General features: G+C 58.0%; 13 protein-coding genes and 3 pseudogenes. 8 read left to right on the top strand and 8 right to left on the bottom strand.

The window, feature by feature from the left end:
- Nucleotides 1–119: 119 nt before the first annotated feature.
- From PQR53_RS28445 to PQR53_RS28430, 4 genes are read left to right on the top strand one after another with little or no spacing between them, the layout of a single operon-like run.
- A complete protein-coding gene (locus PQR53_RS28445; RefSeq protein ID WP_408461640.1) occupies nt 120–965 on the top strand; it encodes a glycosyltransferase family 2 protein in 846 nt (281 codons plus the stop codon).
- Nucleotides 962–1,918 carry a UDP-glucose 4-epimerase family protein gene (locus PQR53_RS28440; RefSeq protein ID WP_408461514.1) on the top strand — a complete coding sequence of 319 codons (957 nt, stop codon included), beginning with the start codon at nt 962–964 and terminating at the stop codon, nt 1,916–1,918. Before PQR53_RS28445 ends, PQR53_RS28440 begins: the two co-directional genes overlap by 4 nt.
- 8 nt (nt 1,919–1,926) lie before the next feature.
- Entirely contained in the window at nt 1,927–2,949 is a 1,023-nt protein-coding gene (locus PQR53_RS28435) for an MraY family glycosyltransferase (RefSeq protein WP_408461511.1), read from the top strand.
- 12 nt (nt 2,950–2,961) lie between these two features.
- Nucleotides 2,962–4,848, top strand: coding sequence for a polysaccharide biosynthesis protein (locus tag PQR53_RS28430; protein ID WP_408461638.1), 1,887 nt, complete (start codon nt 2,962–2,964; stop codon nt 4,846–4,848).
- A gap of 65 nt (nt 4,849–4,913) precedes the next feature.
- Here the strand turns inward: PQR53_RS28430 and PQR53_RS28425 are convergent, their stop codons facing one another.
- On the bottom strand, nt 4,914–6,014 hold the full coding sequence (locus PQR53_RS28425; protein ID WP_408461509.1) for an MraY family glycosyltransferase: 1,101 nt from the start codon (nt 6,012–6,014) through the stop codon (nt 4,914–4,916).
- A 266-nt stretch (nt 6,015–6,280) separates the two neighbouring features.
- On the opposite strand from PQR53_RS28425, the gene PQR53_RS28420 reads away from it, so the two are divergent.
- On the top strand, nt 6,281–7,831 hold the full coding sequence (locus PQR53_RS28420; RefSeq protein WP_408461506.1) for a methyl-accepting chemotaxis protein: 1,551 nt from the start codon (nt 6,281–6,283) through the stop codon (nt 7,829–7,831).
- Between the two features lie 39 nt (nt 7,832–7,870).
- On the opposite strand, the gene PQR53_RS28415 is transcribed toward PQR53_RS28420, so the two are convergent.
- Both PQR53_RS28415 and PQR53_RS28410 read right to left on the bottom strand, forming a co-directional pair.
- Complete coding sequence (locus tag PQR53_RS28415) at nt 7,871–9,301, bottom strand: mannose-1-phosphate guanylyltransferase/mannose-6-phosphate isomerase (RefSeq protein WP_408461504.1); 1,431 nt, start codon at nt 9,299–9,301, stop codon at nt 7,871–7,873.
- A 181-nt stretch (nt 9,302–9,482) separates the two neighbouring features.
- Nucleotides 9,483–9,641 (bottom strand): annotated as a pseudogene (locus PQR53_RS28410) (glycosyl transferase); the annotation flags it as partial.
- 381 nt (nt 9,642–10,022) lie between these two features.
- Here PQR53_RS28410 and PQR53_RS28405 point away from each other — a divergent pair.
- Nucleotides 10,023–10,451, top strand: a pseudogene (locus tag PQR53_RS28405) (methyl-accepting chemotaxis protein); the annotation flags it as partial.
- A 5-nt stretch (nt 10,452–10,456) separates the two neighbouring features.
- On the opposite strand, the gene PQR53_RS28400 reads toward PQR53_RS28405, so the two are convergent.
- From PQR53_RS28400 to PQR53_RS28380, 5 genes and pseudogenes are all read right to left on the bottom strand, one after another.
- Entirely contained in the window at nt 10,457–11,416 is a 960-nt protein-coding gene (locus PQR53_RS28400) for a right-handed parallel beta-helix repeat-containing protein (RefSeq protein ID WP_408461502.1), read from the bottom strand.
- Nucleotides 11,417–13,655: 2,239 nt separating this feature from the next.
- Nucleotides 13,656–14,891, bottom strand: coding sequence for a glycosyltransferase family 4 protein (locus tag PQR53_RS28395; RefSeq protein ID WP_408461499.1), 1,236 nt, complete (start codon nt 14,889–14,891; stop codon nt 13,656–13,658).
- Nucleotides 14,892–15,004: 113 nt separating this feature from the next.
- Nucleotides 15,005–16,066: a D-glycero-beta-D-manno-heptose-7-phosphate kinase gene (rfaE1, locus tag PQR53_RS28390; protein WP_408461496.1), complete on the bottom strand. Its 1,062-nt coding sequence runs from the start codon at nt 16,064–16,066 to the stop codon at nt 15,005–15,007.
- Nucleotides 16,029–17,177 carry a glycosyltransferase family 9 protein gene (locus PQR53_RS28385; RefSeq protein ID WP_408461493.1) on the bottom strand — a complete coding sequence of 383 codons (1,149 nt, stop codon included), beginning with the start codon at nt 17,175–17,177 and terminating at the stop codon, nt 16,029–16,031. The genes rfaE1 and PQR53_RS28385 overlap by 38 nt, the downstream gene beginning before the upstream one ends.
- A 40-nt stretch (nt 17,178–17,217) precedes the next feature.
- Nucleotides 17,218–17,439, bottom strand: a pseudogene (locus PQR53_RS28380) (IS256 family transposase); the annotation flags it as partial.
- 570 nt (nt 17,440–18,009) lie between these two features.
- Between PQR53_RS28380 and PQR53_RS28375 the strand changes: the two are divergent.
- Together PQR53_RS28375 and PQR53_RS28370 are read left to right on the top strand one after the other, a co-directional pair.
- Nucleotides 18,010–19,596, top strand: a complete 1,587-nt coding sequence (locus PQR53_RS28375; protein WP_408461490.1) for an amino acid adenylation domain-containing protein — start codon at nt 18,010–18,012, stop codon at nt 19,594–19,596.
- Nucleotides 19,597–19,688: 92 nt separating this feature from the next.
- Nucleotides 19,689–19,976, top strand: coding sequence for an acyl carrier protein (locus PQR53_RS28370; RefSeq protein ID WP_408461488.1), 288 nt, complete (start codon nt 19,689–19,691; stop codon nt 19,974–19,976).
- Nucleotides 19,977–19,987 lie beyond the last annotated feature (11 nt).

Below are 19,987 nucleotides of genomic sequence, written 5' to 3'. Positions count from 1 at the left end.
CTCCCGTAGGCGTAACAAACGGAAAGGCCGGTTGCCGAATTCCGGAATTTTGAGCAAACTGCGTGTTTGTTGCGGCCACACAACGAAGTGCCCTCTATAAGGCACGCATTTCCATACACATGAAAGCTACTAGCGCGCCGCATTCCGGGCCCGACGGGTTGTCCGTATCGGTGGTCGTCTACCAGCCTGATATCGATCAATTAACTTCAACGCTCGCCGGCCTTGGCGTCGCGTGCGATGCGTTGCATACGGAGCGGCCAGACTGGGCGGTGGCACTTTATCTGGTCGACAACGGCGGTCTGCCGGACGTCTCCGCAACGCTGGATCGGCTCCGGGCGCACGGCGTCATTTGTAAGATTATTACTGGCCACGGCAATGTGGGCTACGGCCGCGGCCACAACCTGGCGATCGAGGGCAGCAACAGCCGCTATCACCTGGTGTTGAACCCTGATATTGATCTCGCACCCGACGCTCTCAAGCAAGCTCTCGATTTCTTCGATGCGCACGCGGAAGCCGGTCTGATCACGCCTTGGATCGGCGACGAGCATGGGCAGCAACAGTTCCTGTGCCGGCGCTACCCGACGCTACTCGATCTGTTTGCGCGGGGTTTTTTACCGGCACGGCTGCGACGGTTGTTTGCGCGCCGCCTCGCTCGCTACGAGATGCGTGACCGGATCAACGCGCGCGACATCGTGTGGGACCCACCCATCGTCAGCGGCTGTTTCATGCTGTTCCGCACGACCGTGCTGAGACGGCTAGAGGGCTTCGATGCCCGTTATTTCCTTTACTTCGAGGACTACGATTTGAGTCTTCGTGCACATGACGTCACCCGGGTTGTCTACGCGCCCGCCGTGCGCGTGCGGCATCACGGCGGAGGCGCGGCGCGTAAAGGCTCCGCGCACATTCGCATGTTCATGGCGTCGGCGTACAAATTCTTCAACCGGTTTGGCTGGAAGTGGTTATGAGTCATGTGCTCGTCACGGGGGCCAACGGATTTGTCGGTCGTGCGCTATGCCGCGCATTGCTTGACGCTGGACACACGGTCACCGGCCTTGTCAGGCGTGAGGGGCAGCTTGGAAGCGAGGTAGGCGAATGGGTCGACGCAAGCGTCGATTTTGCCGGCGTCGACGCGACATGGCCTGCAGCATTGCAAGTGGACTGTGTCGTACACCTGGCGGCGCGAGTCCATGTGATGCGCGAAGAGTCTACCGATCCGGACGCAGCGTTTCGCGCGACCAACGTCGACGGCACGCTGCGCATTGCGCAGGCCGCACAGCGTCATGGAGTAAGGCGTTTTGTCTTTGTCAGCAGCATTAAGGCGCTGGCCGAGGGCGATTCTGGCCGTCCGTTACGCGAAGACGATCCGCCGATGCCGCAGGACGCATACGGGCGTTCGAAGCTCGCCGCCGAGGAGGCATTGTTAAGCTATGGCGAAGAGTTCGGCCTGGATGTCGTAATCGTGCGACCACCACTGGTCTACGGACCCCAGGTGCGCGCCAACTTCCTGCGTTTGATGGACGCGGTCTGGAGGGGGATGCCGTTACCACTAGCTTCAGTCGGCGCGCGGCGCAGCCTGATCTATGTGAAGAACCTTGCGGACGCCTTGATGCATTGCGCGATAGATCCGCGCGCAGCCCACGAATGTTTTCACGTCGCAGACGCCGCAGATCCGACAGTCGCCGAGTTGGTGCGTTCGCTCGCTGGACATCTGCAAAAGACTGCGCGCTTGTTGTCGGTGCCTCCTGGATTGTTGCAGCTCGCAGGCAGGCTGACAGGTCGCTCGGCGCACGTGGAACGGCTGGTCGGCGCTCTGCAACTCGACACCGCGCGCATACGCACGACGCTCGGTTGGCAACCGCCGTATTCCACCGACGAGGGGCTGGCCGAAACCGCCCGTTGGTATCGATCCACGCATTGAGGGCGCGCATGCTGATGTACCTTTCGACCTTGCCTACGTGGGTCGCAATAACCGCGGTCGCGTTTGGCGCGGCATGCGCATGCGCCGCCCTCCTGTGGGCGCTGCTCCGAACCGGGATTGCGTGGCGGCTTGCCACGGATGTCCCGAACGACCGCTCACTACATGTCGTACCCACACCGCGCGTCGGCGGCTGGGGCATCGTACCGGTGGCCGTAGCGGCGACGTTTGAGCTCGCGCCAAGCCTTTGGTATGCCGCTCTTGGCACCGCCTTTCTTGCAGCGATTTCGCAAATCGATGACCGGCGGGGATTGCCGGCGAGGGTCAGGTTCGCTGCGCATCTGATCTCCGTCATCGGGCTGGTAGCGCTTTTTCCCGCCGATGCCCCTTGGTGGGCACTGGCAGTTCTCGCCTTTTTGATGATATGGCTGGTTAATCTTTACAATTTTATGGACGGCGCGGACGGTCTGGCCGGCGGCATGGCGCTGTTCGGCTTCGCCGGTTACACGGCCGGAGCGCTGCTTAGCGACCATCCCATGCCGGAATTGGCGTGGTCGTCGGCGGCGATCTCGGGCGCCGCGCTCGGCTTCCTGTTATTCAATTTCCACCCAGCACGCATTTTTCTCGGTGACGCTGGATCGATCTCGCTGGGTTTTCTTGCTGGGGCGCTTGGTTACTGGGGTTGGCGCGGGGGAGTTTGGCCCGTCTCGTTCCCCATTCTGGTGTTCGCGCCGTTCATCGCCGATGCCTCGATTACGCTTGCTCGCAGGCTGCTGCGCGGCGAAAGATTTTGGCAAGCGCACCGCGAGCACTACTATCAACGTATGGTGCGTTCGGGAATTGGGCACACCAGAACAGCGTTGACGTGGTATGTACTTATGATGGCTGGCATAATACTTGCTGTTAGTGCTCTTGGCCGTTCAGTGATTTTTCAGTCGTGTGTGCTGGCCGTTTGGATCGTCGTCCTCTGTGCAGCAGGCGCTTTGGTCGATTTGCGCTGGCGTCGTTTCCAATCAACACTGTCCGATAACTGAGGTATGACGCTGATGCTAAGAAACAAGGCCGTCTGGCTGTCTTTTAGCGCTTTCCTTTTTGACCTATGCGCGGTTGCCGCTGCCTGGCTGATCGCGTACATCATCCGCTTCAACGGTGTGGTCCCGGACGACTTCCGGGCCGGGGCACTGCACTCGCTCCTCTGGGTCCTACCGACGTACGGCGTCATGTTCCGTATCTTCGGCTTGTACCGCGGCATGTGGGTCTTTGCGAGCTTGCCGGATCTCGTTCGTATATCGAAAGCAGTCGTCGCCGGGGCGCTCGTCGCCATGGTTGTTTCGGTGCTGGTCCAACCTGTGCCAATCGTGCCGCGCTCGGTACTGGTGGTGTCGCCGCTATTTCTGTTTCTCGCGATGGGCGGATCACGCGCACTGTACCGTGCCACCAAAGAGTTCTATTTGTATGGTGGGCTCGTTGCACAGGGTAAGCCGGTCGTCGTGTTGGGCGCCGGCAACGCGGGCGCAAGTCTCGCGCGTGAGCTGTCGCGTTCGAGCGAATGGCGTTTAGTCGGCCTCCTTGACGACGATGTTTCCAAGCACGGGCGCGAGATCTATGGCTACAAAGTGCTCGGTTCGATGAGCGAATTGCCGCAACTGGCTGAGACGCTGAAGACCGAATACGCAATCATTGCCATTCCGTCCGCCACGGTGGATGTGCAGCGGCGTGTCGCGACGCTTTGCGTGCGCGCCGGCGTACGTGCGCTTGTGCTGCCTGCGCTAACCGATGTCACGCAAGGCCAGGCGTTCCTGTCGCGCGTGCGGCAGATCGACCTCGAAGATTTGCTGGGCCGCGATCCGATCAATATCGATACACCCCATGTAGAAGCGCTGCTGCATGGCAGGATAGTGATGGTCACCGGGGCAGGCGGGTCTATCGGCTCCGAATTGTGCCGCCAGATTTTGCGCTTCCAGCCGGCTCAACTTATTGCTTATGACTTGTCTGAATTCGCGATTTATCGGCTTACTGAAGAATTGGGCGAGCGTTTTCCAGACGTGTCGGTGATTCCGGTCATCGGCGATGCCAAGGACTCGCTGCTGCTCGATCAGGTGATGTCGCGTCACACGCCGCACATCGTATTTCATGCGGCCGCCTATAAACACGTCCCGCTAATGGAAGAGCAGAACGCATGGCAGGCCGTGCGTAACAACGTGCTCGGCACCTATCGGGTGGGTCGCGCTGCGATTCGTCACGACGTGAAGCATTTCGTGCTGATTTCGACCGACAAGGCAGTTAATCCGACTAACGTCATGGGCGCGAGCAAGCGTTTGGCGGAAATGGCGTGTCAGGCTTTGCAGCAGACCAGCGCGCGTACACAGTTCGAGACAGTTCGGTTCGGAAACGTACTCGGCAGCGCCGGCAGTGTCATTCCCAAGTTCCAGCAGCAGATTGCGAAGGGCGGCCCTGTCACGGTGACGCACCCCGAGATCACGCGCTTCTTCATGACCATCCCGGAAGCGTCGCAGCTCGTGCTGCAAGCGTCGAGCATGGGGCATGGCGGCGAGATCTTTATCCTCGACATGGGCGAGCCAGTGAAGATCGTCGACCTGGCGCGCGATTTGATTCGGTTGTACGGCTTTAGCGAGGAGCAGATTCGGATCGTCTTTACGGGGCTGCGGCCTGGCGAAAAGCTCTACGAAGAACTGCTGGCTTGCGACGAAACGACGACACGCACACCGCATCCTAAGTTGCGGACCGCACGCGCGCGCGAAGTGTCGGATGATCTGTTGGACAAGTTGTTGCCGTGGCTTATGCAGCATCGCGTGTTAAGCGACGACGAAGTTCGCCGCGACCTGCGCCGCTGGGTGCCGGAATATCAACCAGCCACCGCACCGGTGTTGCGTAGTGTCGGCAGCGTTACCTCGGTCACGCGGGCTTCCTAGACCCGTATAGGTGGTCCAGTTGCTGTCATGCATTAAGAAAATCGCCATCTGAGCGCCTTTTTCCGTTACCGCTTCCCCTTCCTCACCACCATCCACCGCGGCGACTTGAACCGCACAATGCTCATATAAAGCCACACATAAGTCGCTGCAAACACCACCACGAAACAGAACAGATGCAGCGTATGCCGCCAGAACAAGGTCGCCGGTACGACTGCGATCAGACATAGCAACCACAGATACGGCGACGTCAGCGAGTTCCGCCTCGTCAATTCCCGTGCCGTTCTCGCCCCCACCGCCCAACGCATCAACCGCTTATAAACGAGCATATGCAGATGCACGCCATCGGGAATCCCCGGCGACATCCCGCGAATGAATTTCTTCCGATAGATCGAGAAGCAGGTCTCGAAGATCGGGTACATGAAGAGCAGCACCGGATACCACGCCGATACATCGCGGTTGCGCATCACCAGCATGATGGATAGCTCGGCGAGGATGAAGCCGATGAAATACGCGCCGCCGTCGCCGAGGAAAATCAACCCTGCCGGGAAATTCCAGATGAAGAAGCCGAGCACCGCGCCCATCATCATGAACGACGCCGACAGCACGATCGGATCGGACACCTGGAACGCCACGTAAGCGAGTGACGCGAACATCATGAACGCGACCATCGAGGCAAGGCCGTTGAAGCCGTCGATGATATTGATCGCGTTGGCGAGTGCCGCGACCGCCAGCACCGTGACCGCGCAGGAGATCACCGCGTAAGACAGCAGAAAGTCCAAAGGCGGCACGCTGATGCGTGTGACGGCGATATCCAGCAGGAAGTAGGCGAGAGCGGCGGCGGCCATCGTGCAAACAAGCCGCGCGAGGGGCGACACGCGCTTGGTCAGATCCTCGATCAATCCCGAGCCGAACGCCGGCATGCCGCACGCGATCAGCCCCAGGATGCCGCCCGACACCGCGGGATACGCATGATGCAACTGCATGGCGGACACGATCAGCCCGACCAGAATCCCGGTCCCGCCGATGCGCGGCACCGGGCGCGCATGGAATTTCTGCACGCCGGCCAGATCGGTATCGGTGGAGAATTTTTCATGCAAATGGGCATAGCGCACGATCAACAGCGTGATCAGCAGCGAAACGAGAAAACCGAGCGCAAAACTAAGCATGAAAGTGAGCCTGAGCGAAGACGCCGAATTATACAAACGAAACGCAGGGCGCCCCGAAAAGCGGCGCTCGCTCCGATGCCGCGAAAATCCCAGATAGTGACGCCTGAACTGCCCGCAAACCCGTGTCCGTTATGGATTTCACCTATGTAAGGAAGTCTCGCGAAGGCCGTTAACCTGGATGCGGCGAAGTATAAATTGCCGGCGAAAAGACGGTCGCCGGCATATCGCGGGGTTCGCCGCTGATCTATAGACGTTCCGGAGACCCAATGCTTAACAATCTCACCATTCGTGGCGGCTTGACGCTCGTGATCAGCGTATTCGTCGCTTTCCTGCTGATCGTAATCGGCGTCGGCTACGGCGCGCTCAAGCTCGCCAACAGCAGCCTCGACGAAACGCGGAATAGCGGCGTGGCACTGTCACATCTGAAGGCAAGCTCGGAAAAGCTGCTGCAAGTGCAGCTCGCGCTCGGCACCTATCAGACGCTCTTTAGCGTCGGCAAGCAAACCGACGATCTGTTGCCGGCCGCGCACAAGGTGCTGATCGAGTCGAACAAGGACTTCGCCAATTACATGGCCGCCCCGTTTGCGAGTGACGCCGAGAAGAAGCTCGCGCAGAACGTCGCGCAGGCGCGCACCGCGCTCGTCGATCAGGCCATCGAGCCCGAGTTCAAGGCTTTGACGGATTTCGACTTCAACACCTTCCGCAATATTCAAGGCGAAACGGCGAACAGCTTCTACGCGGCCTATTCGAAAGCCATCGACGGGCTCCAGCGCTTGCAGATGGACAGCCAACGCCAGCAGTCTGAGACCGCGACCCAGCGGTTCCAGATGGCGACGCTGCTGTTTGGGGCGATCGGCGCGGTTGCCATCGTGATTGGCGTGATGGCACGGATCGGCTTATCGGCGGCGGTGATCAAGCCGGTCAATGCGACCATCAAACACTTCGAGCGAATTGCTGCGGGAGATTTGACGATCTCAATCGGGAGCAGGTCGCGCAACGAGATGGGCCAGTTATTGAGCGCGCTGACGAAGATGCGCGATGGTCTCGTCGAGACGGTATCGAAGGTGCGCGGCAGCACGACGGCGATTACGCATGGCGCGAACGAGATTGCCTCAGGCAATGCCGACCTGTCGTCGCGCACCGAGCAGCAGGCGGCGGCGCTTCAGCAGACCGCGGCGAGCATGGAGCAACTCTCGGCAACAGTGAAGCAGAATGCCGACAATGCGAAGCAGGCAAACCGGTTGGCGCAGGGTGCCTTGGATACGGTGACGCGCGGTGGCGCTGTTGTGTCGCGCGTCACCGAGACAATGGACGGAATCACCGAGTCGTCGCGTAAGGTCGCCGAGATCATCGGCATGATCGAGGGCATCGCCTTTCAGACCAACATCCTCGCGTTGAACGCAGCCGTCGAGGCAGCCCGCGCGGGGGAGCAGGGGCGCGGCTTTGCTGTCGTCGCCTCGGAAGTGCGCAGCCTCGCGCAGCGCTCCGGCTCGGCGGCGAAGGAGATCAAGGAATTGATCGGCGAATCGGCGGCCAAGGTAGAACACGGGGCGTCGCTCGTGTCGGATGCGCAGAAGACGATTCACGAAGCCATGGAAGCGGTTCAACGCGTCACGGGCGTCATGAATGAGATCGAGGCGTCAGCGCTCGAACAGAGCGACGGGATCGAACAGGTCAACAAGGCGGTCTCCCAGATCGACGAAGTCACACAGCACAATGCGGCGCTCGTCGAAGAGGCCGCGGCGGCGGCCAAATCGCTGGAAGAGCATGCTGTCGCGTTGCGCGATGCAGTGGCTGTGTTTCGGGTGGCCGATTAGACCGCCCGGATCTCAATGACTCGTCCCCGAATACGGGTGCTAGGCCTTCTCCGCGCGCCCATATGTGTCTTCGAATCGCACGATGTCATCTTCGCCGAGATAGGCACCGGATTGCACTTCGATTAATTCTAGCGGGATCTTGCCTGGGTTCTTCAGACGGTGCGTGATTCCTAGTGGAATATAGGTCGATTGGTTCTCTGTCAGGATGATCTCGTTTGCACCGTTCGTAACGAGTGCTGTGCCCTTTACGACAATCCAGTGCTCGGCACGGTGATGATGCATCTGCAGGCTCAGTTGCGCGCCGGGGCGCACGACGATGCGTTTGACCTGGAAGCGGTCACCGCTATCGATGCCTTCGTATGAGCCCCAGGGGCGCGCCACACGACGATGTGTGACCGACTCGTGACGGCCCGCCGCATTAAGCTGAGCCACGATTTTCCTGACGTCCTGCACCTGGTCCCGATGGGCGACCAGTACGGCGTCAGCGGTCTCGACGATGACGACATTATCGAGGCCAATGGCGGCCACCAGTCGATGCTCCGCGCGCACATATGAGTTGGTCATCGCTTCGGTGAGGACGTCGCCGAGAAGCGAATTACCCTGGACATCGTGTTCTGCGATATCGGCAAGCGCAGTCCACGAGCCGATATCGTTCCAGCCGAGGTTCGTTGTGGCAATGACCGCAGCGCGCTTCGTTTTCTCCATCACGGCGTGGTCGATCGAAACGTTCGGGCAGGAGGCGAAGGCTTTGGCGTCGAGACGAGTGAAGTCGTTGTCGAGCTGCGCCCCGTTGAGTGCAAGTTCTGCCTGCGCGGCGATTTCTGGTTCGTAAAGGCGCAGTTCTTTCATGAAGGTCGAAGCCTGCAGCATGAACATGCCGCTGTTCCAGAAGTAGCCGCCTTCATCAAGGAAATGCTGCGCCGTGGCCTCGTCCGGTTTTTCGACAAAAGCGTCTACTGAGAATGCATGGATGTATTCGCCAAGCTGCGCGCCAGCACGGATGTAGCCATAGCCAGTGTGTGGCTCGGTTGGAGCAATACCGAAGGTGACCAGATAACCGTCTTTGGCGATCTGAGCGGCGGCTTCGACTGCCTCCACGAACGCTGCTTCGCCGGTAATCACATGATCCGACGGCAGAACGAGCAGGAGGGATTCCGCAGATTCGCGCATCGCTGCCAGCGCGGCAATTGCAATGGCAGGCGCGGTGTTACGGCTGACAGGCTCCAGGATGATCGATGCCGGTGCAATATCCACTTGTCGGAACTGTTCGGCGACCAGAAAGCGCTGTTCATTATTCGTGACGACGATGGGAGCCGCAACGTTCCTGATACCTCGCAGGCGCAATGCAGTTTGTTGAACCAAGGTGTTTTCGCCGGTCAACCTGAGATACTGCTTCGGGTATCCTCCCCGCGACATTGGCCAAAGTCGGGTACCGCTACCGCCGCAGAGAATCACTGGATGAATGTACATGAACTCACTCCCTGTCTAAGGCTTTTTGTATTCGTGCATATTAGCGCGGGCATCAAACGTGTCATTGGCTCACGGCATTGCTCATCGATATTTGCACGCCGGTGCGTCGCGATCCTGCCGCTTTTCCAGTACCTACCTGTGATCGGCAGTGCAGTCGACGGCGCCAGAATCCCTTCCAGGCGATTCCGGCGCCGCCGATGCGCGGCACCGGGCGCACATGGAATTTCTGCACACCGGCCAGATCGGTACCGGTGGAGAATTTTTCATGCAGATGCGCATGGCGCACGCTCAACAGCGTGATCGGCAGTGAAGCGAGAAAGCCGGGCGCAAGACCAAGCACGAAAGTGGGCCTGAGCGAAGACCCCGAATTATACAAATGAAACGCATACCGTCCCGAAAAGCAGCGCTCGCGGCAAGCGGGCGAAAAATCCCGGATGGTGACGCTTCAACTACCCGAAAAGGCCATGCCTGTCACGGATTCCACCCAGGTAGCGAGGTCTCGCGAGGGCCGTTAACCCGGTTGCAGAGAGGTGTAAGTTGCTGGCGAAAAGGCCCGTCGCTGGCGTATCGCGGGGTTCGCCGCCGATCAATGAGACGTTCCGGAGACCCAATGCTTAACAACATCACCATTCGTGGCGCCCTGACGCCAGTGATCAGCGTGTTCGTTGCTTTCCTGCAGACCGTGATTGGCGTCGGCTGAGGCGTGCTCAAGCTTGCCATTGGCAGCCTCGCGCAGCGCTCCGGCTCGGCGGCGAAGGAGATCAAGGAATTGATCGGCCAATCGGCGGCCAAGGTAGAACATGGGGCGTCGCTGGTGTCGGATGCGCAGAAGACGATTCACGAAGCCATGGACGCGGTTCAACGCGTCACGGGCGTCATGAATGAGATCGAGGCGTCAGCGCTCGAACAGAGCGACGGGATCGAACAGGTCAACAAGGCGGTCTCCCAGATCGACGAAGTCACACAGCACAATGCGGCGCTCGTCGAAGAGGCCGCGGCGGCGGCCAAATCGCTGGAAGAGCATGCTGTCGCGTTGCGCGATGCAGTGGCTGTGTTTCAGGTGACTGCCTGGAAGAGGAGAGGGGCTACCCTCTCAATGGCCGGCCAGATCAGGCGAAAAAACCCCGCCTTAGCGGGGTTCGTCGGCTAACGATCTTATTGTGTGGCGCCGGCACCGCCCGCTGCCATCGGGGTGGTATAAGCGGGCACCGACGACAGGGTCGTGCCAGTAACAGGGAAATTCGACTTTGAATTGCCGTTATTCTGCAGAGCCGATGACCCAGCTGCCGAATACAAGGTGCTGTTCTGGATAGTGCCGGTCTCGGTGCCGTTACCTACGAACTGGAAAGCAACAAAGCCCGGATTGACAATCTGGTTGCCGCTTACGTTCACGCCGGTAATGTTGTATGTCGACCCTTGAGAGTTGTAGACCGTCACAGTCCCTTGAGAAGCACCACCATGGAGAAAGGTATTGCCGGTGACGGTTACGTTAGATACACCCAAGGTGTTGTATTCAGATTCCGACGATATGTACATGTCGGCATATGAATCGGTGTTGTCCACGATGTTGCCGGTGTAGGTGATATTGTTGCCGCCCACCACTGACAGCCCGCGGCCCCAGACCTGACCGGTGATCGTGTTGTTCTTGATTGTGATGTTCTGGACGATCGGTCCGGACGCATAGCTGACGATCGATATGCCATCATCGCCCGAGCCGATGACCCGATTTCCGGTAATGAGGGTGCCGTTCGCGCCGTTCGTATTTGTGATGCCATCGGCCAGGGTGTTCTGCACAGTGTTGTTCTGGATCGTGCCGCCTTGGCCTCCGGCGTTAAAAATGCCACCGCTGGCAGAGCCTGTGATCGTGATGCCCTGAACGGTGAAGTTCTTGGCGCCGTCGATCCATATCGCGGCTGTCTCATACGGACTCAAACGGGTCGTGGCCGCGCTCGTAATCGCAAAGTTGGATAGCGACCCGCCGGTGCCAGTCAAATGAACAGCCTGGTTGTTGAAGTTGGTCGCCTTCAGGATCGAGGCTTTGCCGACGCCCGAGACTGCAATGCCGGCCACATTGAGCACGTTCGAATAGACGAACGTCCCTGCCGGAATGCTCACGCTACCGCCATTCGCCGCTGCGACAGTCAACGCCTTCTGGATAGCGTTCGTGCTGTCCGTTTTGCCGGTGGGGTCCGCGTTGTACGGTGACTGCGTAATCGAGATTGCACCCGAGGTCGGCGTTGCCGAGGACGCAGGCGTTGGTGACGCAGGCGTCGGTGACGATGCGGGCTTCGCTGGTTGGGCCGATCCCGGCCTGTGCAATCTATTCGCTGTAGCGGCGGGATCAGCACCATCGGAGCTGCCACCACCGCCGCATGCAGAAAGAAGGGAGCACGAAACAAGAAGGGAGGCCAACGTCGTAGCCGGTAAACTAAACTTCATAATACCTCTCAAAAATTAGACAAAGCCGCCCGGCGGCGGCGTATGGGTGAAGGGAATAAAACGGATGCTTGTGGCGAATTTCTCAGGCGATGCAGTCGGCCACAGGCGTGACGCCAGACTCCATAGCTTTCGCTAACGAGTGGCTCGTTCTCCAACTGCTTTTGCCCTATGTGAATTGAGCATTCCCGCCGCAGCGATGACATACGCTCCGCGCTGCATCGCGGCAAGCGTGTCCTTGAACGTCAGCAGACTGCCGAGTCCGAACTCGAAGCACATTTTTGCCAGGACCGCTAACACGGCACAGCCGTGGATCTACGCCTGCTTATCCGGCATCTGTGCGACGTTGGCACCAGTCTGAATCTGCACGCGTGGTGCAGTGCGCGCTTCGGCCAAGCGCACGATGACTTGATGTCCGCCCGCTACCTGAGTCGGTGACCGGAATTCCCGGTGCGCATCTTCGGGGGCTTCTCACGCGGAAGTGACCTTCCGGAAGGTTTTGTGAATTTATTCGTACTACGAAGTAATCGTATTGAAGGCATACTCATCCTTTGTCGTTGCCAAAAAGAAAGTACGGCAAGTACAGGTATGGCGTGCCTGCAAGTTCAATCACAGTCACTAAGGACTGCGATTTTTTAGTGAGCAATTCTGCCTACTGCGAATGCTACTAACCGTTATGGGGCACGCGGCGGTACTGCACCTGAGTTGCTCATTCCGGGCGCGCCGGCGCAACTCGTTCACCTATTTACCGCAGCAACCTGTCGTGAGCGCACACGCGACAAATAGCGCTACGCAACCGGTCGTGCGAACACGAGACTAGACCTCTCGCACTGCGTGCTTCGATGGAACGGCATCGAAGTGTGCGGTAGATCTTTCTACATCAGAGTCCACAGGCACGAATTATATTCGGAAAGAAACGTTTCAATCTTGAAACACGGCAGAATTGGCGGAAAAAAGCGATAGCTTCTTGCATCCAATCGTCAGAAGACAATCTATCCTTCTCTCGGCGAATAAATGAAATATTCATCTCGACTGAGTCAATTAGTGACAGAAGATATCTAGCCAAACGCCTCAGCGCGTAGAAACGACCGTTTTAAATTGTCTTATAAAAGGAATTCGTACGTTGTCTCGCGGCGTTTTTAAGGATGCTCACCCGCATTGGAGCTACGCTCGAAGTCATGGTTAACCCGCTCGTATAATAGTTTGTCATGCTTACTGAAAAGTACATTTCGACGCGGCACGCATCGGTCGACGCGTCGACGCGACGACACAATCCGTGTCATACCCTGGGCGTCTACAACAGGATTGATATTTCCGTAAAGAGCACAACTCATTGGAGCTCTGCGCGCGATCTCTTCAACGAACTGTCTGAAGGTTTGGGGCATGCTCTAGAGAAGGTTGGTCCAGAAGACGAGGAAGCGATTGCGCGCAGAACGGATGCTGCTCAAGGGGAAAAAAGCTGGCCGACGTCGTGCTTGAAGTGAGCGTGGTCCAGCAAACCAATGGTCGCCTTGAAGGCCTTGCTCGATGAAGGCGGAATCAATGCACTACGCGCCGTGCCGTTGAGCGGATATCCGAACTGGGACGATTGGGCGTATCGGTAGCGTCATGGATTGCGGTGTGGGGGATGCCTTCGCAAGGGCCTGCACATCCATTTCAAGCGTCGATTCTAGGGGGGCGGACTTTCTGTCGGTCGTGAAATGGCAAGATACTTAGGATGCCATATATAATGGTGGGCGCCTTAACGGGCTTGGACGGCGAACGGAAGGAATCGAGACCATCTCTACTGGCGAGGCTCCCAGGTTTTGCGCGCTCTCAAGGAAGAATGTGATGTTGACGATACCGAAACCGAAGAGTCGCGTATTACGATCCCGCGCCGTACGCGCGCTGTATCGTATGTGCCCTGTTGCGGTCCGCGCTAAACGCGTGATGGTGCAGGCCGGGTCCGAACCGAGCGAGCCACTCCGCCCGCGAACTCACGCTCCAGAACATCGAGCAATTGACGTGCAGACCGCTCCCACCGGAAGCCGCGAGCATGCTCCCTTCCGCGTTCGCGCCAGGTTTCGCGCAATGCGGCGTCATCCATCATCTGCCTCACCTTGTCGACGATGTCGTCGACCGAATGCGCATCACAGTACATCGCCGCATTGCCGCATACCTCCGGAAGTGCAGCTTCACGTGACACGATGACAGGACACCCACAAGACATCGCTTCAAGCGGCGGCAATCCGAAGCCCTCATATAACGAGGGAAACACAAAACAGGCTGCATTTTCATACAGAGCTCTCAATTCACCGTCCGATACGAATCCCGCGGCGATGATGTTTTGCGACAAGTCGTAACTCGCCTTCGCTCGTGGATTGAAGACCCGCAAATCGCATCCACCAACAACAACAAACTTCCAGTCATGGCGATCACTCAGGCGCTCCATTGCGGCAAGGATTCGTGGAAGGTTCTTTCCTACCGAGAGACTTCCGACAGCGAGTACGTAGCCATCGTTTTGCAGATTCAAGCGTGACAGAATCGCCGTGTCCGGTGCGATCTTTTCAAAGTGATCCACACCATTCCAGACCACCGAAATGCGTGATGCGTCGATGCCAAGACGCTCCATGATTCGTCTCTTTGAGAATTCCGACACCGTCACGATGTGTCTGGCGTTGCGCTTCAGGAGCGAAAACGCGACGCGATACCAAAGCCTGTACTTCCACGAGTAATTTTCAGGCAGATCGTAGATCCCAACGTCATGCATCATCACGATCTGCCGACGAACGAATAACGGGCCCATATTGCAAAGGCTGAGAAGCGTTCGGCCGCCAGCCGCGAACGGCAGCGCCAGTTGCTCCCACAGGGAACCTTTCAACCACCGGCCGACTGTTTTTGCCTTCGGCAAGACAACGTCAGTCCGTGCGTTGGCAGGAATCAACAATGGCAGTTCGGCATCCTCAGGAAACAGGCGCTGGAACGCCATCGCGAGTTCATAACCAACACGTTGCACCCCTGTTATGCGTTGAGACGCAAACTTGCCATTAATTGCAAACCCAGCGGAGGGACCTTGCCACTGAGAGTATTGCGCCGAGCTAGCGTCGGCCGGCAGCGCGGCGTCAACAACAGCTTCTTCCTGCCGCGCGTTGGACGGCTCCACTAACTGTTTCATCAGATATCGCTCCGGTATGCTGGTCGACGTGAGCATCGAGAAAAGGCTGTCAGCCGGCACAAGGTGCCCACACTGTGCAAGTTCTTCGACGTACCGCTCCCGGACCCGCTGAGTCAGATGCTCACACTACTCGGCTTTTCAGAGCGGCGTTTCACTCGCCAAGGTAGCAGGGAAATTCGCGCGAGAAGGTTTCCTCGACGCGCGGAATGCAAGTCATGGTGCAGTGCCTGCTGAAGCTCAGGGCGGCGGACCGTCGCGGTGCCCAATTTAGCAACGACGATGCCTGCCGCGACATTGGAAAGCACGACTGCTTCGTCCAGTGGCATACCGGCACCGAGCGCGGCACTTAGCGTGGCAACGACGGTGTCCCCCGCCCCCGTCACGTCGAACACCTCACGCGCGCGCGTCGGCAAATGCAACGGGGCATGGCCGCGAGCAATTAATGTCATGCCTTTCTCGCTGCGGGTGACGAGCACCGCTTCGAGTTCAAACGCGTCGCAAAGGGCGGCGCCTTTCCGTTCGATAGTGGCGTCACTCTCGCAGCACCCGACGACCGCCTCGAACTCGGAAAAATTCGGGGTAATGACAGTGGCGCCCCGATAACGCTCGAAGTCGGTTCCTTTCGGATCGACGATCACGGGTTTTCCTGCACGCCGGGCGGCGGAAATCAGGTTCTTTGAATCGTGCAGTGACCCTTTGGCGTAATCGGACAAGACGACGACATCAACTTCGCACAACTGCCGTTCGAACGCGAATATCAACTCGTCACCGTTCCGTTCGGGAAAATGGTCCTCAAAGTCCGCCCTGATCATCTGCTGATGGCGAGAAAGAATGCGAAGCTTCGTAATCGTCTTGCTGCCCACGACGCGTTGGAGCAAGCAGTCGACACCGCCTTCGCGCAGCAACTCTTCAATCCGATCGGCGTGCACATCCTGCCCGGCCAGGCCGAGAAGACGAACATGAGCCCCAAGTGCCGCCGCGTTCAGCGCTACGTTTCCCGCTCCACCGACACGCGTCTCTTCAGTTTGCACATGGACGACAGGAACGGGTGCCTCTGGCGAGATCCGGGAGGTCGAGCCGTGCCAGTACCAATCGAGCATGACATCGCCGACGACCATTAATTGAGCGCAGTCGAAATCAGGAGGCGAAAGCTTCACCGGCGGGTTTCTTGTCATGGCGGCCTAGATTGATCGAATAAACTTCACTCAAAACGTCGGCGACAGAAGCGACGCTTATTTTTTCCATCACGTACTTCGCATTTCTGGGGTATTCGAACCCGAGGTTCAGGAACATTCCGCCTTCTCGCCTGGACACCGCAATGACTCCAAGCTCTTTGTTGACAGGACCCCATCGAAACGGATTCGTAGGACCGTGCAGACTGATCATTGGGGTATCCAGCATGGCCGACAAATGCATGATTCCGGTATTGACACAAACTATGCACTCCGCCTGCCTTACGATCCCAACCACCTCAGTTAAACTCACCTTGGCTGCTACGCTTACGACCTTCTGGCTATCGATGAGGTCAACCAGTTGCTGAGCCCGTGTGGCGTCTTCCGGACCGCCGGTTATTACAATGGCATAGCCGTTATCAATCAATATACGTGCAAGGTTGCGCCAGTACTCCATGGGCCATTCGCGCATTTCGAAATTTGTTCCAGAGGCCCATGGATGAAAAACGATATATCTATCGGCAATGACGAATGGCAAACCAGTGGGGCGGATATCTTTGGTTATTCTCGGATATTCCGTCGACTCAATTCCTAGGGGGCACAATAGTCTTCTGAAATTATCGAGCTCATGAAGGCCGTCGCTATGTTCAATGCTGGCATCATAAGCATAGTGGCGAAATTGACGCCTCGTCTTGAAGCCAATAGTGAATTTCGCCCTCGTAAAAGCCGCCAATATGGCCGAAATCCTCGGCCATTGCGAAGTATCGATCAAGACATCAACTTCGTACTTTCTTATTTCCCGGAGCGCATCCAACGGGCTGGTCAAAGGGACTATTACAATTTCGTCGAGGCCATCGAACAAATCATAGATGCGTGCGTTGCTTCGCGATGCAAATATCACCACTCTGGAAATATTTTTTACTTTCTTCAGGTCAGAAATAATTATCGACGACAAAATCGAATCGCCGATTGCAGCGAAGGCAAAAATTCCTGCCGTCGCGCACTCGGTCGGCAGGCGTCGCTTTTTGCGGAACGCCCCTAACATGTACAGGAAGGCGCCACCAAAAATCAGGTCGACGCGCTTCAGAAGGTTCTGTCCACGCTCATTTTTCATCTCAGACCCGGCAACATTTCAACCCAGGAATCCTTTGACTCCCGATAGTCGTGACGACCTCGTGCTCGGGCAGATAGCCGTTGCGTGCCACCGCGCGTTTGTCGGCCGGTGTCTTCACGTTCTCGTACTGTTTGAGCAATGTCGCCAATTCCGCCTCGATCGCCTGCTGGATGATCTGACGGGCACCGCGCTGGATCAAGTCATCCAGGCTGCCCAACGTTGCTGCTGTAGATAGCTTTGAGGCATTTACACGCCAGAGCAGAAGGTCACAACGATCGGCGACGTCGAGCGCCGACAGCCTGCAATGGTCGATGATGCAGTTGACATGATCCGTGCAGGAAGGTCCGGTGTCTGTGCGGAGCCGAACGTTCGAATGTCCGCGTGAAAGATCGCGCCAATGGCCGTATATGACCGAGGTTGTGTCAAAACAGGAAATTCCCCGGTTTTCGGGAGCGCGTGCAAAACTGGGAGCCTCCCCAAGGTTTTGCGCGCCCTTCGCGTTCCGCATGGTCCTAAATCAAAGTCTGTGGGCGGTATCGCACAGAGGGCGGCAGTTTTGAATTTTAAGCTTCGTGCGAACACCATTCGCCGGCGTTTGGTTTGTGTAAGTTCTCTGTAAAGCCAGGAGCAACGTTGGGCACGTCCATCGCTGAGAGCGCGGTAGCCGAGCCGCATTAGCCAAACACGCGCCGACCGTCTGCACATAAGGTTCGGAAGAGCTGTAAGGCCAGGGCTAACTTGCGGCTTCGAGACTGCCCGACATGGACATCGTATCGAAGCCGAAGATTCGGAACGTTACCCAACGTAACCTTTGATAGATCGAGGCGTTCAAATGCTGCATACCTTCTTCTTCGATACCGCAGCTAGCCAGCCCGAGAGTCCGGCGCTATGGGTCGACGAGCGCCTTTACGAATACGGCGAAATTGAATCCCAGGCTCGTCGCGTGTCGGCAGGACTGAGAGCGGCCGCTCCGGCCGGGGGCGCAAACCGCTGTCTGCTGTTCGCTTATCGCACCGTCGACGCCTACATCGGCCTGCTGGGCATCCTGGACGCCGGCATGGCATATGTGCCGCTTATCCCAAAGTGGCCGGCCGCGCGGATCGCAGCAATCATCGAGCAATCCGGTGCTTCGATGATGCTTGTCGACCGCCGCTGCGTTGCCGCGCTCGATGAAGTGCTGTCCTTGCTAGATGAGTTCCCGCGGATTTTCCTGCTCGACCAGAACGCGGACGATCCGCACCTACCGCCCGTTGCCGATGGACTATCGCGGCTGCAGGACACGTCGTATGTGCAACATGAGGGCACGCCGCAGAGTCTCGCCTATATCCTCTTTACTTCCGGCTCCACGGGGGTTCCCAAGGGCGTACCGATCTCCCACGCGAACGCCGATGCGTATGTGCGAGGCCAATTGCAACTGGAAGATAAATACGAGAAATGGCCCGAAGCGCGCTACGTGCAGTTCTGCGAGTTGAGCTTCGATCCGTCTGTGCACGACATGTTTGTCTGCTGGGCGAACGGCGGCTGCCTGTACGTTCCTGAAACCGTCGATCCTGTCTATAACGCAGGCTTCATCAAGACTCACGCGATTACACATTGGAATAGCGTGCCTTCTGTGGCCGGCTTCATGCATCAACTGCGCAAATTGGGGCCGGGTGAATTTCCGAGTCTGCGTTTCACGTTGTTCGGCGGCGAGCCCTTGTCTCGCTCGCTGGCACTGGCATGGATGCGGGCCGCACCGAACAGCCGGCTCAGGAACATTTACGGGCCGACTGAAGCGACCGTATCCTGCACTTCCTTCGAGGTCACCGCCGAGTTCCTCGACGATCCGCGGCAAGTGTCCATACCGCTCGGCTGGGCGGTCCCGGGTATGGAGCTGGTGATAGTGGATGCCGAACTCGAACTGGTCGCCGCCGGGCAGACGGGCGAGTTACTGATCGGTGGCCCGCAGCTTGCTGCTGGCTACCTGCTACCCAGCGAAGCCGGTAACGGTCGGTTTGTTGCGAAGACCTTTCTGGGCCGGCGTGCACAACGTTGGTATCGAAGCTCTGACGCCGCGCGCGAATCGATGCGTCACGGAATCGTGTTTCAGGGACGACTCGATACGCAGGTCAAGATTCGCGGTAACCGGGTCGAACTGGAGGAAGTCGAACATGTCGTTCAGGCGTGCAGCCATGCTGCGCTATGCGCGGTAATCCCATGGCCGCTCGGTGAAGTCGGCAGTGCTATCGGCCTCACCGCCTTCGTGACGAATCCTCGCGTCGATAGCGTGCGGATTCTGCAGGCGTGCCGGCAGCACTTGCCGGTCTATGCCGTACCTGAACGGATTGTTGTCGTCGACACGTTACCCCTTAACGTGAACGGCAAGATCGACAGGAAGGTCCTCGCCGCACAGTACCTGCGCGACCAGACTGTCGGCTAACTGTTCAGCGGCCGAAGCTTCCAGGCGACATTGCAGCACATGGCATTTGCACATCGATCCTATGAACAGCGTTGGAATTTTTGGGAAGAAAGATGAAAGCCGACTTGCGCCGCGTTCTCTCGGAAACGGCATGCCTGAACGTTCCAATCGAGACCCTCAGCGATAGCGACGATCTCTACGCTGCCGGCTTGTCATCGCTTGGCTCGGTCCGCCTTGTGATGGCTATCGAAGAGGTGTTCGACATAGAGATGCCGGGTGAGTCGATTACCTACGACCTCTTTCGGAGTATCGATTCCCTCGTGAACACGATCGGGCAAGTTCGTGCCGGAGAAGTTAGGGGCGTGGAGGCAACCACGCGCCGGTGCGCCGACAAACCATGACAGGCAATCCA

The organism is Paraburkholderia fungorum (assembly GCF_046027605.1).
GTDB lineage: Bacteria > Pseudomonadota > Gammaproteobacteria > Burkholderiales > Burkholderiaceae > Paraburkholderia > Paraburkholderia fungorum_F.
The sequence above is the reverse complement of the archived record's forward strand: the minus strand, read 5'-3'. Positions and strand labels throughout refer to the sequence as shown.